The sequence below is a fragment of the Streptomyces longispororuber genome (assembly GCF_024448165.1).
GTDB lineage: Bacteria > Actinomycetota > Actinomycetes > Streptomycetales > Streptomycetaceae > Streptomyces > Streptomyces longispororuber_A.
Genome location: NZ_JAMOLN010000215.1, coordinates 1 through 16686, shown reverse-complemented (window position 1 = coordinate 16686; position 16686 = coordinate 1). Strand labels below are relative to the sequence as shown.

Genomic DNA, 16686 nt, shown 5'->3' with positions numbered 1-16686 from the left:
GCGCGGGGAGGCGGTCCCCGGGGTAGCCCTCGACCTCGCCGAAGCGGTCGGAGGCCGCCTCCCAGGCCTGCCGGGCCTCGGCGATGTCCTGGTGGGTGCGGCCGATGAAGTTCCACCACATCACGATCTCCTCGCCGAACGGCGGACCGCCCACCACGACGGCCCGGGCCGGCGCGTCCGTCTCGTTGGCGAGGGTGAGGGTGCGGCTGCCCGGGGCGGCGTAGCCCAACTCGGCCCGGTCCAGCAGGGTTCCGGACAGGCGGACGGCGCCCTGGTCGACGAGGAGGCCGTGCTCGAAGGCCGGGTCGACGGCGAGGGTGGTCTCGGCGCGCGGCGCGAGGACGAGCTCGGCGCCGAGCAGGGGCGTGAAGGTGCGGACCGGCGAGACGGATCCGGCCAGCTGCCCCAGGAAGACGCTGATCTCCGCGCCGTCGACGTGGACCGGGTCGGGCACGTAGTGCTGGAAGTCGCGGCCGGCGTGCCGGTGTTCGTCGGGCAGGGCGACCCAGAGCTGGACGCCGTGCAGCACGGTGGTGGCGGGGGTGGAGACCTCCGTGTGGCTGATGCCGTGGCCGCCTGTCATCAGGTTCAGCTCGCCGGGCCTGACCATGGCGTGGCTGCCGAGGCTGTCGCGGTGCTCGATCTCCCCGCTGAACAGCCAGCTCACCGTCTGCAGACCGGTGTGCGGATGCGGCGCGACATCCATGCCGCCGGTGGCGCCGACATCGTCGGGACCGTAGTGGTCGATGAAGCACCAGGCACCGATCAGCGTCCGGGCCCGCTGCGGCAGCGTCCGCCGCACGGTCATGGATCGCGGTCCGCCCAGTGGTACGTCCCGCGCGGTCAAGACGTCGACGGCACTGCCCATCTCCGCCACCCCCCATAATAGGTTAAGATTCAACTACCTGGTTGATCATACGTCGCCGCGCACGGTTCGGCGACCGCGATCCCCAACCACTGACGAAGGAGACAGAGTTGAGCAACGGCGCAGGCTCCACGGACCGGCGGGTCTTCGTCGACAAGCAGAGCCCGAAGGCCTATCAGGCACTGGTCGACACCTCGGACGCGGTCCGCGCGACCGCCGCGGACGCGGGGCTCGACCGCATCCTCGTGGAACTGATCAACCTGCGGGTGTCGCAGCTCAACGGCTGCGCCTTCTGCCTGCACGTGCACACGCGGGCGGCGTTGCGCGCGGGCGAGACGTCGCAGCGGCTCGGCGTGCTCGCCGCGTGGCGCGACACGGAACTGTTCACGGACCGCGAGCGCGCGGCCCTGGCGCTCGCGGAGGCCACCACCGCCCCCGCGGACGCGGCCCTGCAGACCAGTGCGTACGACGACGCCCGCCGCCATCTCACGGACGACGAGACGTCGGCGGTGATCTGGGTGGCGATCACGATCAACGCGTTCAACCGTGTGTCCATCCTGAGCAAGCATCCGGTGCGCGCACAGTAGCTCAGCGCACAGTGGTCGCGTGGCCGTCGGCCCCTTGTCAGTAGCCCACTGCCAGTGGCCGCGTTGGTCAGCGGCCGCGTTGTCAGTGCCCCGGTCTACGGTGCGTCCCATGCCCTTCGCCCTGCCCGACGGTCTGCCTGGCGGCCAGTTCCTGTCGTCCGGTCCCGTCCCCCTGTGGAGCTCCGACGATTTCCCCGACGACGTCGAAGTGCTGTGGCCTCACCTTCTGCAGGAACTGCGCGGGCGCGGTCTGGTGCCGCTCCTGTGCGGGCCCGGCAGCCTGGGAAGACCGCTCGGCCTCGATCATGTCGACGCCGTCCGGCTGGAAGAGGCGCTGGCCGCGGACTTCGCCGAGTACCGCCACAGAAGGCTGCCCTTCTGGACGGACCCGACATCCGACCTGACTCCTGACGGAACCGAGCCGTGGCCGCACGACCCCGGGCCGCCCTTCGACCGGTGGCCGGGCCAGGCGCCGCGGATGCCCGCCACGGCGGCGGACCCGACGCCCGGGGAGGCCGCGTCGAGCCTGCTGGCCGGGCTCGTCGACGACGCCCCCTTCGGGCTGGAGGACTGCCGTCTCGTCCTCGTTCCCGCCCGACGCGGCAGCGACGCCCTGGCGTTGCTCGGCTGGACGGCGGAGGCACCGCTGCCGCTGCTGTGCGCGCTCCTGAGGAGCTGGGAGGACCGGTTCGGCGCCCAGGCCGTCGCGCTGTTCGGCGGTGAGCTGCACGTCTCGGTCACACGGCCTCCGGTCGAAGCGGGGCACGTGAACCGGCTCGCGCTGGAGCACGTGCTGTCGACGGCGGACAACATCGTCGACGATCCGCCCACCCCGTTCCCCGAGTACGCCACGCGCCTCGCCGGACGGACGTCCTGGTCGTTCTGGTGGGACTAGCCACGTCGGGATGGTGGGCACCGGTCCGTGTGCCAGCATGTCGGACGCCCGGTCGATCACGTCGTGCCGATCACGTCGTGGAGAAGAGGTCCTGATGGAGGAGCGTGAACTGGCGTATCTGCGCCGGTCAGTGGAACTGGCCGCCGAGGCGCTGGACGCGGGCGACGAGCCGTTCGGGTCGGTCCTGGTGGACGGCGCCGGGGCGGTGCGGGCCGAGGACCGCAACCGGATCGCCGACGGGGACTCCACCCGCCACCCCGAGTTCGAACTGGCCCGGTGGGCCGCGGAGCACCTCACGCCGCAGGAAAGGCGGGACGCCACCGTCTACACCTCGGGCGAGCACTGCCCGATGTGCTCGGCCGCGCACGCCTGGGTCGGCCTCGGCCGGATCGTGTACGTCGCGTCCTCGGCTCAGTTGACGCAGTGGCTGGCCGAGTGGGGCCGGCCTCAGGCACCGGTGCGCGCGCTGCCCGTCCAGGAGGTCGCTCCCTCGGTGAAGGTGGAGGGCCCGGTGGACGAGCTCGTGCCCGTCGTGAAGGAACTGCACCGCCGACTGGCCGAGCGGTCGTCCGCCGCCTGACTGAGGCGAGGGCCGGGCGGGCGGGCGATGAATTCTCCGCGGGGCGGGAGTCTCCTTGCTGAACACGCTGAACACCTCGTGCATGCACCGGCCGTGAACAGGAGACGCCCGCCCATGACCCAGCCCGAAACGACGGTCGACCGCAGTCCGAAGGCTGCGGTCTGGCAGTTGATCCGCGCCGAGCGCGCGGCACTGGCAGCCGATCTCGCCGACCTCTCCGACGCACGATGGGCGACGCCGTCGCTGTGCGACGGCCTTTCCGTGCGCGAGGTCCTCGCCCACCTCACGGCAGGGGCCAGCCTCAACGCCGTGCGCTGGATGGCGGGAGTGATCCGCTGCCGGTTCGACTTCGACCGCCAAGTGGCCGTCCGGCTGGCCGAGCAGTTGGGGACCACTCCGGCCGACACCCTGAAGCGGTTCCGGCGCATCGTGCCGAGCACGACGAAGCCGCCGCTGCCGGCGATCGCCATGCTGGGCGAGACGATCGTGCATGCGACGGACATCCGGCGCCCGCTGGGCATCCACCGCGACCATCCGGTCGAGACGGTCACGCGGGTCGCCGAGTACTACCGGGGGTCGGATCTCGTGGTCCTGGCCAAGGGGCGCATCGGCGGCCTGCGCCTCGTCGCGACGGACGGCCCCTTCACGACGGGTTCCGGTGCGCTCGTGTCCGGCACCACCCTGGCCCTGGTGATGGCCATGACCGGACGTACGGCGTTCTGCGACGACCTGGAGGGCGACGGCGTCGAACTCCTCCGCGCCCGCTGAGCGTCAGGAGTCGAAGGTGCGGCGGGCGTCCTCGATGTGACCGAGGTACTGGTGGGTCCAGCCGCACATGGCGTCGACCGTGGCACGCAGGCCGCGGCCCGGCTCGGTCAGGGTGTACTCGACCCGGGGCGGCACGGTGGGGTGCACCTGCCGGTCGACCAGTCCGTTGCGTTCCAGCATCCGCAGGTTCTGGGTGAGCATCTTGTGGCTGATGCCGTCGACCTCGTCGCGCAACTCGCTGAAGCGCAAGGTCTGTTCACCGAGCGCCTCGATGATGAGGAGCGCCCACTTGTTGGCCACGTCGGAGAAGATCTCCCGCGCCAGGGAGTCCGCGCGGCGCAGGTCGGCGTCCTCGGGCAGCCCGTCGAGCTGATGCTTCGTCACCATTGGCTCTTCACCATCGAATCGTCACCGTCAAGTCGTCATGATCAAGTCGTCACCGTCGAGTCGGCGCCATCGGGTTTCCCGGTCCGCGGAGTGCGGCTCCCGCGCCATGGGCGGCGTCGACACGCGGTGCCGCGGTCGGCCACGCGCGGTCGTCCACCGTGAGGAACGGCTCGTCGACCACGGTCCCCGGCGTCGCGCCGGTGAACGCCACGACGTCCCGGTGCAGATGGGACTGGTCGAAGTAGCCGCCGTCCGCCGCGACCCGGGTCACGGCCTCGCCCGCGACCATGCGGTGCACCGCGTGGTCGAACCGGACCAGTTTCGCGGCCCGCTTGGGCGGCATGCCGGTGTGCGACCGGAACCGGGACCACAACAGCTTGCGGCTCCAGCCGAGCTCGTCCGCCAGCCGCTCGACCCGGACCAGGCCCTTGCCGGCGACGATCCGGTTCCAGACCCAGGCCACCGCCGGATCCTCCGGCACCCGTGCCTCGCCCCGCCGTGCGAGCAGGGACTCGACGAGTGCGAACCGGTCCTCCCACGACGGCGTCTCACCGAGTCGCTCGCGGATCAGGGACACCTCGCGGCCCCACAGGTCGTCGAGGGACACCACCGCACCGGACAGCTCGCCGGGCGGGACGCCGAGGAGCCTGCCCGCCGCCACCGGGGACAGCCGCACCTGCACGCAGGCGACGTCCTCGCCCCAGGCCCGCACGCCGCCTCCGGAACCGAACCCGGGTCCGGCGACGAGGCTCCCCCGGTACCGCCGCCCGGCACCGTCGTGGACGGCCGGCACGCCCGTACCGAACTCCAGGATCAGCATCACCGAAGGGTGCGGCACCACCCGCAGGCCGCCGCGCAGCGGCCCCGACACCCGGAAGCCGGCCATGTCGACACCGCTCACCCGGCCGGGCCGCCGCGGACGTGCGACGTCCCACGCGGCAGCACCGTCACGCTCACTCGTGGTGACCCCCATCCCTGGATGGTACGCGGGCCGGGGAAGGAACATTCGTCCAAGCCGAGTCAGGGCCTCGCCGGTGACAGTGGGCCCATGACTCCTCCCGACAGGCACCCGCAGACGAACGGCGACAACACCCTTGCGCAGAGCGGCTATGCGGAAGGTCCGCTCCTCCACCTGGAGCACGGCGACCTCTGTGTCCGCCAGGACGGCCCCCGCCACGCTCCGCCCCTCGTCCTCATCCACGGGTCAGGGGCCTCGCTCCGCTCCTGGGACGCCCTGGTCCCGCTGCTGACCGCGCACCACCGCGTCATCCGGGTCGACCTGCCGGGGCACGGCCGCTCGCCCGAGCCGCTCGATCACGACTACGCGACCGCGCGGCAGGCACGGGCCGTCGGCGCGGCACTGGACCGGCTCGGCGTCGCGCGCGCCACGGTCGTCGGGCATTCCAGCGGCGGCTACTCCGCCACGGCACTCGCAGCTGACCGGCCCCGCCTGGTGACCGACCTCGTCCTCATCAACACCGGCCCCGGCCTGGACGCCTTCACCGGGCCCGAGACCGTGCCGATCGACCCGTCGCAGTGGCCTCCGACGGGCGAGCAGATCCGCGCGTTCGCGAGCGGCGCCTTCCACGAGGGCTTCGAGATCCCGCAGGTGATGATCGACGATCTGCGCGGCATGACCTACGAGGCGTTCGTCTCCTCGATGCAGTCGTCCACCGACTACCTGAAGGAACGGACGCTCCCCGACCGGCTGGCCCCGCTCGGCAAGCCGCTCCTGGTGATCTTCGGTGCCGAGGACCGCAGGTGGCGCCCCTCGTCCGCCGCGGACTACGGCGTCGTCCCGGGCGCGAAGGTCGAGATGCTGCCCGGGGCGGGACACACGCCCATCCTGGAGGAACCGCGACAGACCGCCGCACTTCTGCTGCCCTTCACCACGCGGCGCAACACCGGGGCACCGAGCGTCACTTGACGCGGCACGGGCGCGGGCGGTCCTCTGGGGTGAGCTGCGCGGACGGCACGCGAACGGATCCTCCTGATCAGCGGCCCCCGGGCACCTGACGGCCGTTTCTCAGGTACGGGCCCGAGGTCGGCACGATATGCTGATGCAGATTGTGCAAGCCGTTTGCAGAATGAGGAGGGTCATGGTTACTCGGGCGTCCGACGCCGGGACGAACCAGAGCGTCGAACGAGCAGTTTCGGTGCTGCGTGCACTCGATGCAGGCCGCGCCGAACTACGCGTCTCCGACGTCGCCGAACTGACCGGACTCGGTTCCTCCACCACTTCCCGGCTGCTGTCGACCCTGGAGCGCCTCGACATGGTCGAGCGCGATCCGGTCAGCAACCTGTACCGGCTGAGCCTCGGGATCCTGCCGCTCGCGGCGACCGCCGCCAATCGGCACCCCGTGCACCGCGCCGCCCGCATGGTGCTCCAGGACCTGGCCACCCGTACCGGGCTCGGGGCCAACGTCGCCGTGCGGCGCGGCACCGAGCTGATGTTCCTGTGCAACTTCGAGGGGACCCGTGCCCCCAAGTCGTACACGCAGGCCGGGCACACCGCCCCGCTGCACGCCACCAGCATCGGCAAGTGCCTGCTGGCCGGCCTGAGCCCGAAGGAGCGGCGCAAGCTGCTGCCCGAACCGCTCGCGGCGCACACCGACTTCACGACGACCAGCCACGATCTGCTCGACGCCGAGATCGACACCGTCCGGCGCACGGGCTACGCCATCGAGGCGGAGGAACGCGCCCTGGGCCGGGCCTCGCTCGCCGCGCCCGTCCGCGACGCCTCGGGTGACGTCGTCGCCGCCATCTCGCTGTGGGGTCCGGCCTCCCTGCTCGGGCATCACGCCGACGGCGAGGGGCAGCGGCCCGAACTCGTCCGCGAGGTGATCGAGGCCGCCGACGCCATCAGTCAGGCACTCGGCGCCCTCTGAGGGTTCCCGGCCGCACGACGAAGGGCCCGGGAAAGGCGTTTCCGCCTTTCCCGGGCCCTTCGTCGTGCGGGCTACGCGCCGTACGCCTTGAACGCGATCACGTGGGCGTGCCGTGCCCCGTGCGTCGCGTCCACCACGAGCCGCAGCGCGGCCGTGCGCACGAGTCCGCCGTCCCCGGCCCGCAGCGCGTGCACGCGGTGCCGGCGGCGGTTGTCCGTCACCGTCAGGAGCGTGTGCCAGGTGCCGTCGGCGTCACGGCTCTGGATCCGGTAGTCGCGGACGAGTTCCGGCATGACCTCGTACGGGGTGCGGTGGCGGTGCAGGTTGTTGAGGTACTCGTCGACGTCGTCGTCGAACACGACGCGGGCCTCGGTGAGTTCCTGCTCCTTGTCCCAGTCGAGCGCCAGCCACTGCGCGGCACGCTCCGGGTCGGGCAGCGGCTCGGACGACCACATCTGCGGTCCTCCGTAGGCGCGCTGGTATCCGCCGACGGACCGCTCGGGCAGGAACGCGGCCGTGTCCGGGGTCGCGCGGAAGGCGAAGGACCGGCGGCGCAGGCCGCGGGCCTGCCACTCCAGGACCAGCTGGCCCTCCTCCTCCGGGATGTCGTGGTCGACGGCCGCGTCCCCCTCGACCCGGCTGCGCAGCGCGAGCACGCCGTCGACGCGTTCGGGCAGCAGCACGAGGGCCGTGTCCGGGCAGGCGCGGACGATCAGGACCGCGTTCTGCGGGGTGCCGGGGCGGTGGTCGAGGCGGGCCGTGACCCAGTGGGGTCCTTCGGCCGGGACGGTGACCGTGGTCGTGAGCAGCCGGTCGACGGGGACGGCGTTCTCGGGGGTGCCGGTGGCCCACAGTTCGACGGTGAGGTCGCTGGGCCCGCCGGGTGCGCCGTGGACGAGCAGGTCGACCGTGTCGAGGGCCGGGTCGACCGGCAGGAGGAGGGCGAGGTCCCGGGTGAGGGGGTACGGCTCGCCGGGCGCGGCCGGCGTCGGTTCGGCGGCCAGGCGCGCCAGGTGCGAGGAGGCGGTGACGCGTGCCGTGCGCGCCGCGTTGTCGGGGTCGTCGTCGGCGAGGCCGATCACGGAGGCGTCCTGGCGCAGCAGGGTGCGGCGGACCAGCTCAGGGCGCTTGGTGGCCAGTTCGCGCGGGGTGAGGCCCTCGGCGACGCACAGCGCGGCGGCGGTGCCCGCGGCCTCGCCGAGAGTGGCGCAGGTGGCCATGACGCGGGTGGCGCCGAAGGCGATGTGGGTGGCGGAGATGTTGCGTCCGGCGAAGTGCAGGTTCGTGACGTTCGCCGAGTACAGGGAGCGCAGCGGGATGTGGAAGATGCCGTCCGCGTAGCGCTGGCGGGCGCCGGGCTCGTCGGCGTACATGCCCTGGACGGGATGGAGGTCGACGGACCAGCCGCCGAAGGCGACGCGGTCGGGGAACTGTCGCTGTTCGAGGATGTCCTGCTGGGTGAGGACGTGGTCGCCGAGGAAGCGGCGGTACTCGCGCTTGCCGGGCAGGCTGCCGACCCACTCCAGGGTCAGGTTCGCGGCGTCGGGGAACTCGCCCGAGTTCTTGATGTGGTCCCAGATGCCCATGATCACGGACTGGAGTTCGTCGCGGATGCGCTCGTTGTCGTGGACGGTGTCGAGCTCGCCGCCCCACTCGATCCACCAGTAGTCGCAGCCGTTGTCGCCGGTGCGCAGGACGCGGTTGCGCAGGATGGGCGTGGTCGACAGATCCTTGGCGTAGGCGGGCGGCACGAACTTCACCGGCCTGCCGGTGTCCTTGGTGTGGAACAGGATCGTCGAGCCGAGCAGCGCCTCGTCCGCCTCGGCGGGGGCCCAGGGCTCACCGAACTCGTCGTGCGCCTCGCGGCCGATCCGGTAGCGGGCGCCGGCGAGGTGGCCGAGCAGGCCGTCGCCGGTGCAGTCGAGGAACTGGTGCGCGTGGAAGGTGATGCGGCGCTCCGAGCCCATCATCCAGCCGGTGCAGGAGTGCACCTCGCGGGCGTCCTCGGGACCGCTCGCGTCGGCCTCGCGCACGTCGGTGTTGAGGTACAGGTCGATGTTCGGCTCGGCGCGGACGGCGTCGAGGACGACCTGGTCCCAGTAGTAGGGGTTGCCCTCGGGGTTGCGGAACTGGTTCTCGGTGTACAGCTCGCCCATGATGCCGGTCTCGCGGGCCCAGCGGTGCACGCCGTGGGCGGTGGCGCCGCAGACCCAGACGCGGACCTCGCTGCTCGCGTTGCCGCCCAGGACGGGGCGGTTGTTGACCAGGGCGACACGTCGGCCGAGCCGGGCCGCGGCGATGGCCGCACAGGTCCCCGCCAGGCCACCGCCGATGACGGCGATGTCGTAATGGACCTCTTCTTCCCGCACGGTGCGGCCTCCTCGGTGTGACGCTCGGACACGCCCCGCGCTGCGGAGCGGTCTCGAACGTACATCACATGCATATTGTGCAACCACTGTTCAGTCAGTGGGATTCGTTGTAAGTTTCCGTCGCGGCCGCCGACCTGGCCGTCACGAGCCGAAGTTCAAGTTCACGGCAGGTGGGGCGAGTTCGCCGGCCCTGCACAGAACCGGCGATTCACCGACCAAAAGGGTTGACGCCGTCGCACGATATGGAGAACGATCCCGCATGCTGCAACTTGCGTTCAATGGAGCATGGATGGCGTTCACACAGGGCCCCGGCGCTCCCGCCCCGTTCGAGAGGACACACCCATGAGTACGGCCGCACCTCCGCAGAAGGCCGCGCCACCGCGCGAGCGCACCGGCGGACGGCTCTCCAACGGCGCGTTCGCCCTGCTGCTGACCGCCCCCGGGCTCGCCCTGTTCGCCGCGATCATCATCTACCCGCTGCTGTCGGCGCTGTTCACCGGCTTCTTCAAGCAGGACCTGCGGCTGCCGGGCCGCGAGTTCGTCGGCCTGGAGAACTTCACGTACTGGCTGGACGGCGACTTCCTCACCATCCTCAAGCAGACGCTCGTCTTCACCGTCGGTGCGACGATCGTCCCCTTCGTCCTCGGCTTCGCCCTCGCGCTCGCGCTGAACTCGGGCCTGAAGGGCAGCGGCTTCCTGCGCGGCCTCTTCCTGTTCCCGTGGGTGATCCCGGGCGTGGTGGTCTCCTTCCTGTGGATGTGGATCTTCAACGCGAACTACGGCGTGCTCAACGGCATCCTCATGAAGGCCGGGGTCATCGAGGAGTCGATCTCCTGGCTCGGCCAGCCCACCACCGCCATGCTCGCGGTGATCATCACCAAGACCTGGGCCAGCTTCCCGTGGATGATGGTGATGCTCCTGGCCGGTCTGCAGACCGTGCCCAAGGAACTGCACGAGGCCGCCTCGATGGACGGGGCGGGGTCGATCCGCCGCTTCTTCGCCGTCACCTGGCCGCAGGTCCGCGGGGTCGCCTCGATCGTGCTGCTCCTTGAGTTCATCTGGAACTTCCAGCACTTCGACACCATCTACGTGCTCACCGGCGGCGGCCCGGCCGGCTCCACCGAGACCTTCGCGACCGCCGTCTACCAGACCGCCTTCAAGGGCTTCGACATCGGACGGGCGACCGCGCTGGGCGGGCTGTGGATGCTGCTCCTGCTCGTGCTCGTCGTCGTCTACCTCAGGATCACCGAGCGGAAGGGCGACGCCCGATGACCTCCACGACCTCCACCCCGCTGTCCCGCACCGACACGCTGCGGCCCGCCACCACGTCCGCGGGACGCACCTCGCGGCGCCGGATACGCAAGGACCTGCTGCGCTCGCGGATCGCCGCCTGGATCGCCGTCGTCGTCATCGGCGCCTTCGGCCTGCTGCCGGTCTACTGGCTGCTCGCGACCGCCCTGAGCAGCCCCGAGTCGACCTTCCAGTTCCCGCCGAAGCTGATACCCACCGACCTCACCTTCAGCAACTTCACGGCCCTCGCCGAGAACGACCAGCTCATCAAGTACCTGGTCAACTCGCTCATCGTCGCCTCGATCACCGCCGTGCTGAGCGTGGTCGTCGCCACGTACATGGGCTACTCGTTCTCCAAGTTCCGCTACCGCGGCCGCCGCTCGCTGATGCATCTGGTGCTGGCCTCCCAGATGTTCCCGCAGGCGCTCCTGCTGGTGACGCTGTACGCCGTGTTCTCCAGCTTCGGCCTGCTGAACACGTACACCGCCCTGGTGCTGTCCTTCACCACGTTCACGATGCCGCTGTGCGTGTGGATGCTGAAGGGCATCTTCGACACCATCCCGGACGCCCTGCTGGAGGCCGCGTCCATCGACGGCGCGTCCCGCTGGCGCACGCTGCACTCCATCGTGGCGCCGCTCGCCGCACCGGGCATGATCGCCGCCGGTCTGTTCGCCTTCGTACGGGGCTGGAACGACTTCATCTTCGCGGTGACGCTGGCCGACAAGGAGAAGCAGACCCTGCCGCCCGGCCTCGTCTCCACCTACATCGGCGAGTTCCAGACCGCCTGGCCCGAACTGATGGCCGCGTCCCTCGTGGTGTCCGTCCCGGTGGTCATCGCCTTCATGTTCCTGCAGCGCTACCTCGTCGGCGGCATGACCGCCGGCTCGGTCAAGAGCTGATCCGCGCGGTCCGGCCGAACGGGCCGGACCGCAGCCCTCCCCCACGCGCTTCCCCTTCCCTCCCTTCACTCCCCCATGGAGACACCATGACCACCTCTGGCATCAGCCGGCGCGGCGCGCTGCGCATGTTCGGCATCGGCGCGCTCGGCGTGGCCGGCGCCGGCGCGCTCGGCGCCTGCGCACCGTCCGGCGCCAGCACCTCCTCCAACGGCGGCGACACGAAGTCCAAGAACTTCGACTTCACGTCCTGGTCGCTCAACGAGGAGGCCGCCAAGCCGTCGATCGAGAAGATCATCGCGGCGTGGGAGAAGGCCGAGAAGTCCAAGATCCGCGCGGTCTCGTACCCGTACAACGAGTACCTGAGCCAGCTCACCCTCAAGCTCGGCGGCGGCGAGACGACCGGCGCGGTGCACCTCGACATCGCCTGGCTCGCCGCGGTGGCGCAGATGGGCAAGCTCGCCGACCTCGGTTCCGTGGCCGTCGACGCCGGCTACACGGACGTGGCGCTGGAGAGCGGCAAGTACGACGGCAAGCAGTACGGCCTGCCGTGGAACACCGGCTCGATCGGCGTGATCGCCAACGCCAAGCTGCTGGAGAAGGCCGGCATCAAGAAGCACCCCACCACGGTCGAGGAGTTCGAGGCCGCGCTGCGGGAGCTGAAGGGGCTCGGCGGCGGCGTGGTGCCCTACGCCGCCGCCACCAAGGTCGCACAGCTCAAGGACATCTTCCCGTGGATGCAGACCTTCGGCTGTGAGCTCCTCGACGGCGCGAAGGTCACGATCGGCGACGACGCCTCGATCGACGCGGTCACCTGGTACAAGAAGCTGCACGACGAGAAGCTGATCGCCGCCGACGTGGACCGCTTCGACGCGCGCGCCCTGTTCGGGCAGGGCAAGGCCGCCTTCTACGACGACGCCATCATCGGCAAGGGCGTGACCGCGGCCCAGTCCAAGGACAAGACGCTGGCCGACGCGATGCAGCCGATGAAGCGCCCGGTGCTGACGGCGGGCGACACACCGCAGGCGCTGCTGTGGGGCGGCGTGATCGCCGTCGTCAAGGGCAAGGGCCAGGACGCGGCGACGGAGTTCGCCCTGCACACCACGACCGACCAGGCCACGGTCGCCCAGTACTTCGCCGAGCGCGCCCTGCCGCCGTCGACCAAGGCGGGCCTGATCGACCCGAAGGTCGTCAACGACACCTTCTCCACCCAGTGGACCGAGAAGATCACGAAGACGGCGACCGGCAGCCCCTTCTGGCAGTTCGCGCAGAACGCCCAGATCGAGGAGGCCGTCGCCAAGCAGGTCCAGGCCGTCCTGGTCGGCAAGTCCAAGCCGAAGGACGCGATGAAGCAGGCCGGCGAGGAGGTCGCCGCGCTCATCAAGCGCTGAGCCTGCGCGCCACGGTCCGGGCCCGGTGGAAGTCGAACGATTCTCACCGGGCCCTTCGCCGTCCCGTACGTCTCGTCACCCAGCCCTCGCACGCACCCGCACGCATTCGAAGGAGCTCACCTTGCGACGTCCCACGGCACGCGCGTACGCCACCTCGGCAGCGGCCCTGGCCGCGCTGCTCACGCCCGTCACGGCCGCCCGGGCCGACGGCACGGCCGCCGCGGCGACGGTGATCGAGAAGGTCCCGTACACGATGGACTCGTCGAACCAGGCCGCCTGGTGGACGCCGGTCGCCACGTACAAGGGCCGCGGCCAGTACACGTACTTCGCCTTCAACGAGCCCGGCTCGACCGCCGCCACGCACCGCCCCGCCATCGCGCGCCGCGACCCGGACGGCCTGTGGAGCCGGCTGCCGCTGCTCAACAGCGACGGTCAGCAGGCCGAGTTCCCCGACGACAACGGCCACAACCAGCCGTCCGTCGCCCGCGACGGCAGCGGCCGGCTGCACGTGTTCGCCTCCATGCACGCCAACACGTGGCGCTACTTCCGCACCGAGGCCCCCGGCGGCGACGTCACCGACCACGCGTCCGAACTCCCCGACCAGGGCGAGGGCATCACCTACCCCGTCGTGACCACCGCGCCCAACGGCGACCTGTATCTGGCCGCCCGCGTCGGCACCGGCTCCGACCAACGGCCCGGCAAGCTGTACCGCTGGGACAACGCCGCCGCGAAGTGGAGCGTCGTCGCCACGTTCGCCGGCGCGCTGAACCGCTCCGTGTACCCCGACGACCTGACCGTGGACGCCGCCGGGCGCGTGCACCTGCTGTACGAGTGGGCGAAGGCGCCGGCCACCGCGTTCCGCCACCAGCTCTCCTACCTCAGCTACGACCCGGCCACCGGCGCCTTCGCCGACAGCACCGGCGCCGCCGCCACCGTCCCGGTGACGCCCGCCACCTCCGACGTCATCCAGGAGCTGACCACGGGCGAGGAGTGGAGCATCGACAACGCCTACACGGGCCCGGCCGTGCAGAGCGCCAAGCTCACCCTCGACGGCGCCACCCCGAAGGTCGCCTACCGCTACCGCTCGGCCGACAGCGGCGGCGACTTCCGCGTGTACTACGCCTACCCGAGCGGCAGCGACTGGGTCAGCAAGACCGTGTACGCCGGTGGCCAGACCGCCGCCGCCCTCGGCATCACCTGGGACGAGACGGACACCAAGCGGGTCTACTACGTGACCTCCACCGGCACCGACCGGGTCTTCGCGGCGACCCAGTCCGCGGACGGGGCCTGGACCGCGCAGTCCGCCGCCCCGGGCATCAGCGCCGACCGGCTCGCGGTCCGGCGCGACTCGGACGGCAACGACGTGCTGTACCTGCCGGACACCGCGCACAACTCGCTCTACTACGGCATCCGTTGAGGCGCTGAAGAGGGGGCCGCCCTTCGCGGGGCGGCCCCCTCGGGCCATAATCGTCCGGTCCTCTACAGCCTCCCCCCTCGCTGGAGCACGGCATGACGGCACAGGCGCAGTCCCCCGAGAGCCGCATCGACACGAGCAGGCCCCACCCGGCGCGGGTGTACGACTGGCTGCTGGGCGGCAAGGACAACTACCCCGTCGACCAGGAGGTGGCGGGAAAACTCCCGCCGGAGGCGCGTGACAACGCCCGGCGCAACCGGGCGTTCATGCACCGCGCCGCCGCCTGGCTCGCGGGTCAGGGCATCGACCAGTACCTCGACATCGGCACGGGCATCCCGACCCGGCCCAACCTCCACCAGATCGTGCAGGGCATCGTGCCGTCGGCCCGGATCGCCTACGTCGACAACGACCCGATCGTGCTGCGGCACGCCCAGGCGCTCCTGGTCAGCTCCCCCGAGGGCGCCACCGATTACATCGAGGCGGACGTCCGCCACCCGCAGGCCATCCTCGAACACGCGCGCACGTTCCTGGACTTCAGCCGTCCGATCGCCCTGTCGATGAACGCGCTGCTGCACTTCGTCACCGACGACGAGGACCCCTACGGGCTGACGCGGACCCTCGTCGGCGCGCTGCCCCCGGGCAGCTTCCTGATGCTCTCGCACGGCACCACCGACGAACACCCGCACCTGGTGAAGTCGGTGACGACGACCTACAAGAAGGGCGAGATCCCGCTGCGGATGCGGACCTTCGCCGAGGTCGAGCCGTTCTTCGACGGGCTGGAACTGGAGGAGCCCGGCCTGGTCTCGGCGACCAAGTGGTACCGGTCCGGCCCCGCGCCCGACGCCGGACTGAGCGGGTTCTACGTCGGCGTCGCCCGCGTCCCGTAACGGGATCCGCCGACGTGCTACCGGGCCCGGGGCTCGCGCAGCAGGGGATACGAATCCCCCGTCAGCCAGATCCGGTTCTCGTGGTCCACGTGCGGGCCGTGCCGTTCCGGCAGACCGCGCAGATACGCCACGGCGGCGGCGGTGAGCCTGACCCGGCCCGCCCCGAGCCGGGTGACGCCGTCGGGCTCGGCGAGCGCCGCGAGCCGGGCGGCATGCCTGCGGGGCAGGTCCGCCGTGTACGTGGCGGTGGATCCCGCCGCCAGTTCCATCGCCCGCAGGACGTCTCCGTACCGGGCGTGTCCGAGAACGGCGCGGACCGCCGACTCGACGCTGAACAGACCGGATTCGACCTGGTCGCAGGCGAAGACCCGGCCGGGGCGGGACCGTGCGTAGGCGAACCAGGTGCCCGTGCGGGAGGGCAGCACGTAGCCGACCGGATAGCCGCCGGGCAGCCCGTCGCGCAGGCACACGTACATGATCTCGGCGGCGTCGCTGCGCTCCTGGTTGAGGTAGAGGCCGCGCTGCTTCAGCAGCGCCGTGAGGGGCCGGTCGACAACGGTCACGTCGGTCACGTCGGTTCCTTCCGCTGGTCGAGGCGGCGGCCGCTCCCCCGAGGGCGGCCGCCGCACTTGCACAGCGTCACGGAAGACGCTGCAATACCCATGAAATTCTGATGATGCGCAAGGTGAGGCGGGGGTTTCGGGTGGAGGTGGGAGCTCGGCTGCGGCTCGCGGTCCTCGGACCGGTACGGGCCTGGCGCGACGGCGCGCAGCTGCCCCTCGGGCCGGTCAGGCAGCAGGCGGTGCTGGCCGTACTCGCGCTGCGCCAGGGCCTGTTGGTGAGTCGCGAGCAGTTGCTCGACGCAGTCTGGGGCGACGAGCCGCCGTCAACCGGGCACAAGGTGCTGCCCACTTACGTGTACGGGCTGCGCAGGTCGCTCGACGAGGCCGGGGTCGGGCCGGCGGCGTCCGTGATCCGGGGCGAGCGCGGCGGGTACCGGTTCGCCGGGGACGGGGCGCGGCTCGACGTGGCGGACTTCGCCGCACGGGTCGAGTCGGCCCGGCGCGCGAGGGCGAGCGGCGATCCGGCCGGTGCGGCGGGCCAACTGGCGGACGCTGTGGGCCTGTTCGGCGGCGAGCCGCTGGCGGGACTGCCCGGACCGTACGCGCTCACCGAGCGGCAGCGGCTCCTGCAGCGGCGGCGCACCGCCCACCTCGAACGGCTCGACTGCCTGCTGCTGCTCGGCCGGTTCACCGAGGCCCTGGACGAACTGGCCGCCCTCACGGCCGCCGACCCGTACGACGAGACGTCGCTGGCGCTGCGGATGCGGGCCCTGTACGGCTGCGAGCGCCAGGCCGAGGCGCTCACCGTCTACGAGGACGTGCGGGCGCGCCTGCGGGACGAGCTCGGTGTCCAGCCCGGCGAGGAGCTGCGCCGGGTGCACGAGGCGGTGCTGCGACAGGACGACG

At 71.3% G+C, this 16686-nt stretch carries 17 protein-coding genes; 12 read left to right on the top strand and 5 right to left on the bottom strand.

Annotated features, from left to right (window positions below):
* On the bottom strand, positions 1-868 hold an 868-nt coding region (locus M4J07_RS39455), incomplete at its 3' end, for a pirin family protein (RefSeq protein WP_255980468.1).
* Positions 869-975: 107 nt separating this feature from the next.
* Between M4J07_RS39455 and M4J07_RS39450 the strand changes: the two genes are divergently transcribed.
* From M4J07_RS39450 to M4J07_RS39435, 4 genes are all read left to right on the top strand, one after another.
* Positions 976-1452 (top strand): carboxymuconolactone decarboxylase family protein, encoded by a 477-nt coding sequence (locus tag M4J07_RS39450; RefSeq protein ID WP_255980466.1) that lies wholly within the window; start codon positions 976-978, stop codon positions 1450-1452.
* A gap of 109 nt (positions 1453-1561) precedes the next feature.
* Positions 1562-2347 (top strand): DUF4253 domain-containing protein, encoded by a 786-nt coding sequence (locus tag M4J07_RS39445; protein ID WP_255980464.1) that lies wholly within the window; start codon positions 1562-1564, stop codon positions 2345-2347.
* A 94-nt stretch (positions 2348-2441) separates the two neighbouring features.
* Complete coding sequence (locus M4J07_RS39440; protein WP_255980462.1) at positions 2442-2927, top strand: nucleoside deaminase; 486 nt, start codon at positions 2442-2444, stop codon at positions 2925-2927.
* Between the two features lie 114 nt (positions 2928-3041).
* The gene (locus M4J07_RS39435) at positions 3042-3695 is read left to right on the top strand and encodes a maleylpyruvate isomerase family mycothiol-dependent enzyme (protein ID WP_255980460.1); all 654 of its coding nucleotides are present in this window, start codon (positions 3042-3044) and stop codon (positions 3693-3695) included.
* A 3-nt stretch (positions 3696-3698) separates the two neighbouring features.
* Here M4J07_RS39435 and M4J07_RS39430 read toward each other — a convergent pair whose 3' ends face one another.
* The gene (locus M4J07_RS39430) at positions 3699-4082 is read right to left on the bottom strand and encodes a winged helix-turn-helix transcriptional regulator (protein WP_255980458.1); all 384 of its coding nucleotides are present in this window, start codon (positions 4080-4082) and stop codon (positions 3699-3701) included.
* Between the two features lie 49 nt (positions 4083-4131).
* On the bottom strand, positions 4132-4968 hold the full coding sequence (locus tag M4J07_RS39425; RefSeq protein ID WP_374215168.1) for an AraC family transcriptional regulator: 837 nt from the start codon (positions 4966-4968) through the stop codon (positions 4132-4134).
* 162 nt (positions 4969-5130) lie between these two features.
* Here M4J07_RS39425 and M4J07_RS39420 point away from each other — a divergent pair, with 162 nt between their 5' ends.
* Positions 5131-6009, top strand: a complete 879-nt coding sequence (locus tag M4J07_RS39420; RefSeq protein ID WP_255980455.1) for an alpha/beta fold hydrolase — start codon at positions 5131-5133, stop codon at positions 6007-6009.
* A gap of 127 nt (positions 6010-6136) precedes the next feature.
* The gene (locus M4J07_RS39415) at positions 6137-6970 is read left to right on the top strand and encodes an IclR family transcriptional regulator (protein WP_308284811.1); all 834 of its coding nucleotides are present in this window, start codon (positions 6137-6139) and stop codon (positions 6968-6970) included.
* 71 nt (positions 6971-7041) lie between these two features.
* On the opposite strand, the gene M4J07_RS39410 is transcribed toward M4J07_RS39415, so the two are convergent.
* Positions 7042-9339 (bottom strand): FAD-dependent oxidoreductase, encoded by a 2298-nt coding sequence (locus tag M4J07_RS39410; RefSeq protein ID WP_255980451.1) that lies wholly within the window; start codon positions 9337-9339, stop codon positions 7042-7044.
* Positions 9340-9681: 342 nt separating this feature from the next.
* Here M4J07_RS39410 and M4J07_RS39405 point away from each other — a divergent pair, with 342 nt between their 5' ends.
* The 5 genes from M4J07_RS39405 (at position 9682) to M4J07_RS39385 (ending at position 15217) form a co-directional block, all read left to right on the top strand.
* Positions 9682-10611 carry a carbohydrate ABC transporter permease gene (locus M4J07_RS39405; protein ID WP_255980449.1) on the top strand — a complete coding sequence of 310 codons (930 nt, stop codon included), beginning with the start codon at positions 9682-9684 and terminating at the stop codon, positions 10609-10611.
* Positions 10608-11528 (top strand): carbohydrate ABC transporter permease, encoded by a 921-nt coding sequence (locus M4J07_RS39400; RefSeq protein WP_255980447.1) that lies wholly within the window; start codon positions 10608-10610, stop codon positions 11526-11528. Before M4J07_RS39405 ends, M4J07_RS39400 begins: the two co-directional genes overlap by 4 nt.
* An 86-nt stretch (positions 11529-11614) precedes the next feature.
* Positions 11615-12916 (top strand): extracellular solute-binding protein, encoded by a 1302-nt coding sequence (locus tag M4J07_RS39395; RefSeq protein WP_255980445.1) that lies wholly within the window; start codon positions 11615-11617, stop codon positions 12914-12916.
* A gap of 121 nt (positions 12917-13037) precedes the next feature.
* Entirely contained in the window at positions 13038-14333 is a 1296-nt protein-coding gene (locus M4J07_RS39390) for a BNR-4 repeat-containing protein (RefSeq protein WP_255980443.1), read from the top strand.
* Positions 14334-14425: 92 nt separating this feature from the next.
* On the top strand, positions 14426-15217 hold the full coding sequence (locus tag M4J07_RS39385) for an SAM-dependent methyltransferase (protein WP_255980441.1): 792 nt from the start codon (positions 14426-14428) through the stop codon (positions 15215-15217).
* A gap of 17 nt (positions 15218-15234) precedes the next feature.
* On the opposite strand, the gene M4J07_RS39380 is transcribed toward M4J07_RS39385, so the two are convergent.
* Positions 15235-15789 (bottom strand): hypothetical protein, encoded by a 555-nt coding sequence (locus tag M4J07_RS39380; RefSeq protein WP_255980439.1) that lies wholly within the window; start codon positions 15787-15789, stop codon positions 15235-15237.
* Positions 15790-15920: 131 nt separating this feature from the next.
* Here M4J07_RS39380 and M4J07_RS39375 point away from each other — a divergent pair.
* The coding region (locus M4J07_RS39375) for an AfsR/SARP family transcriptional regulator (protein ID WP_255980437.1) at positions 15921-16686 on the top strand (766 nt) is incomplete at its 3' end.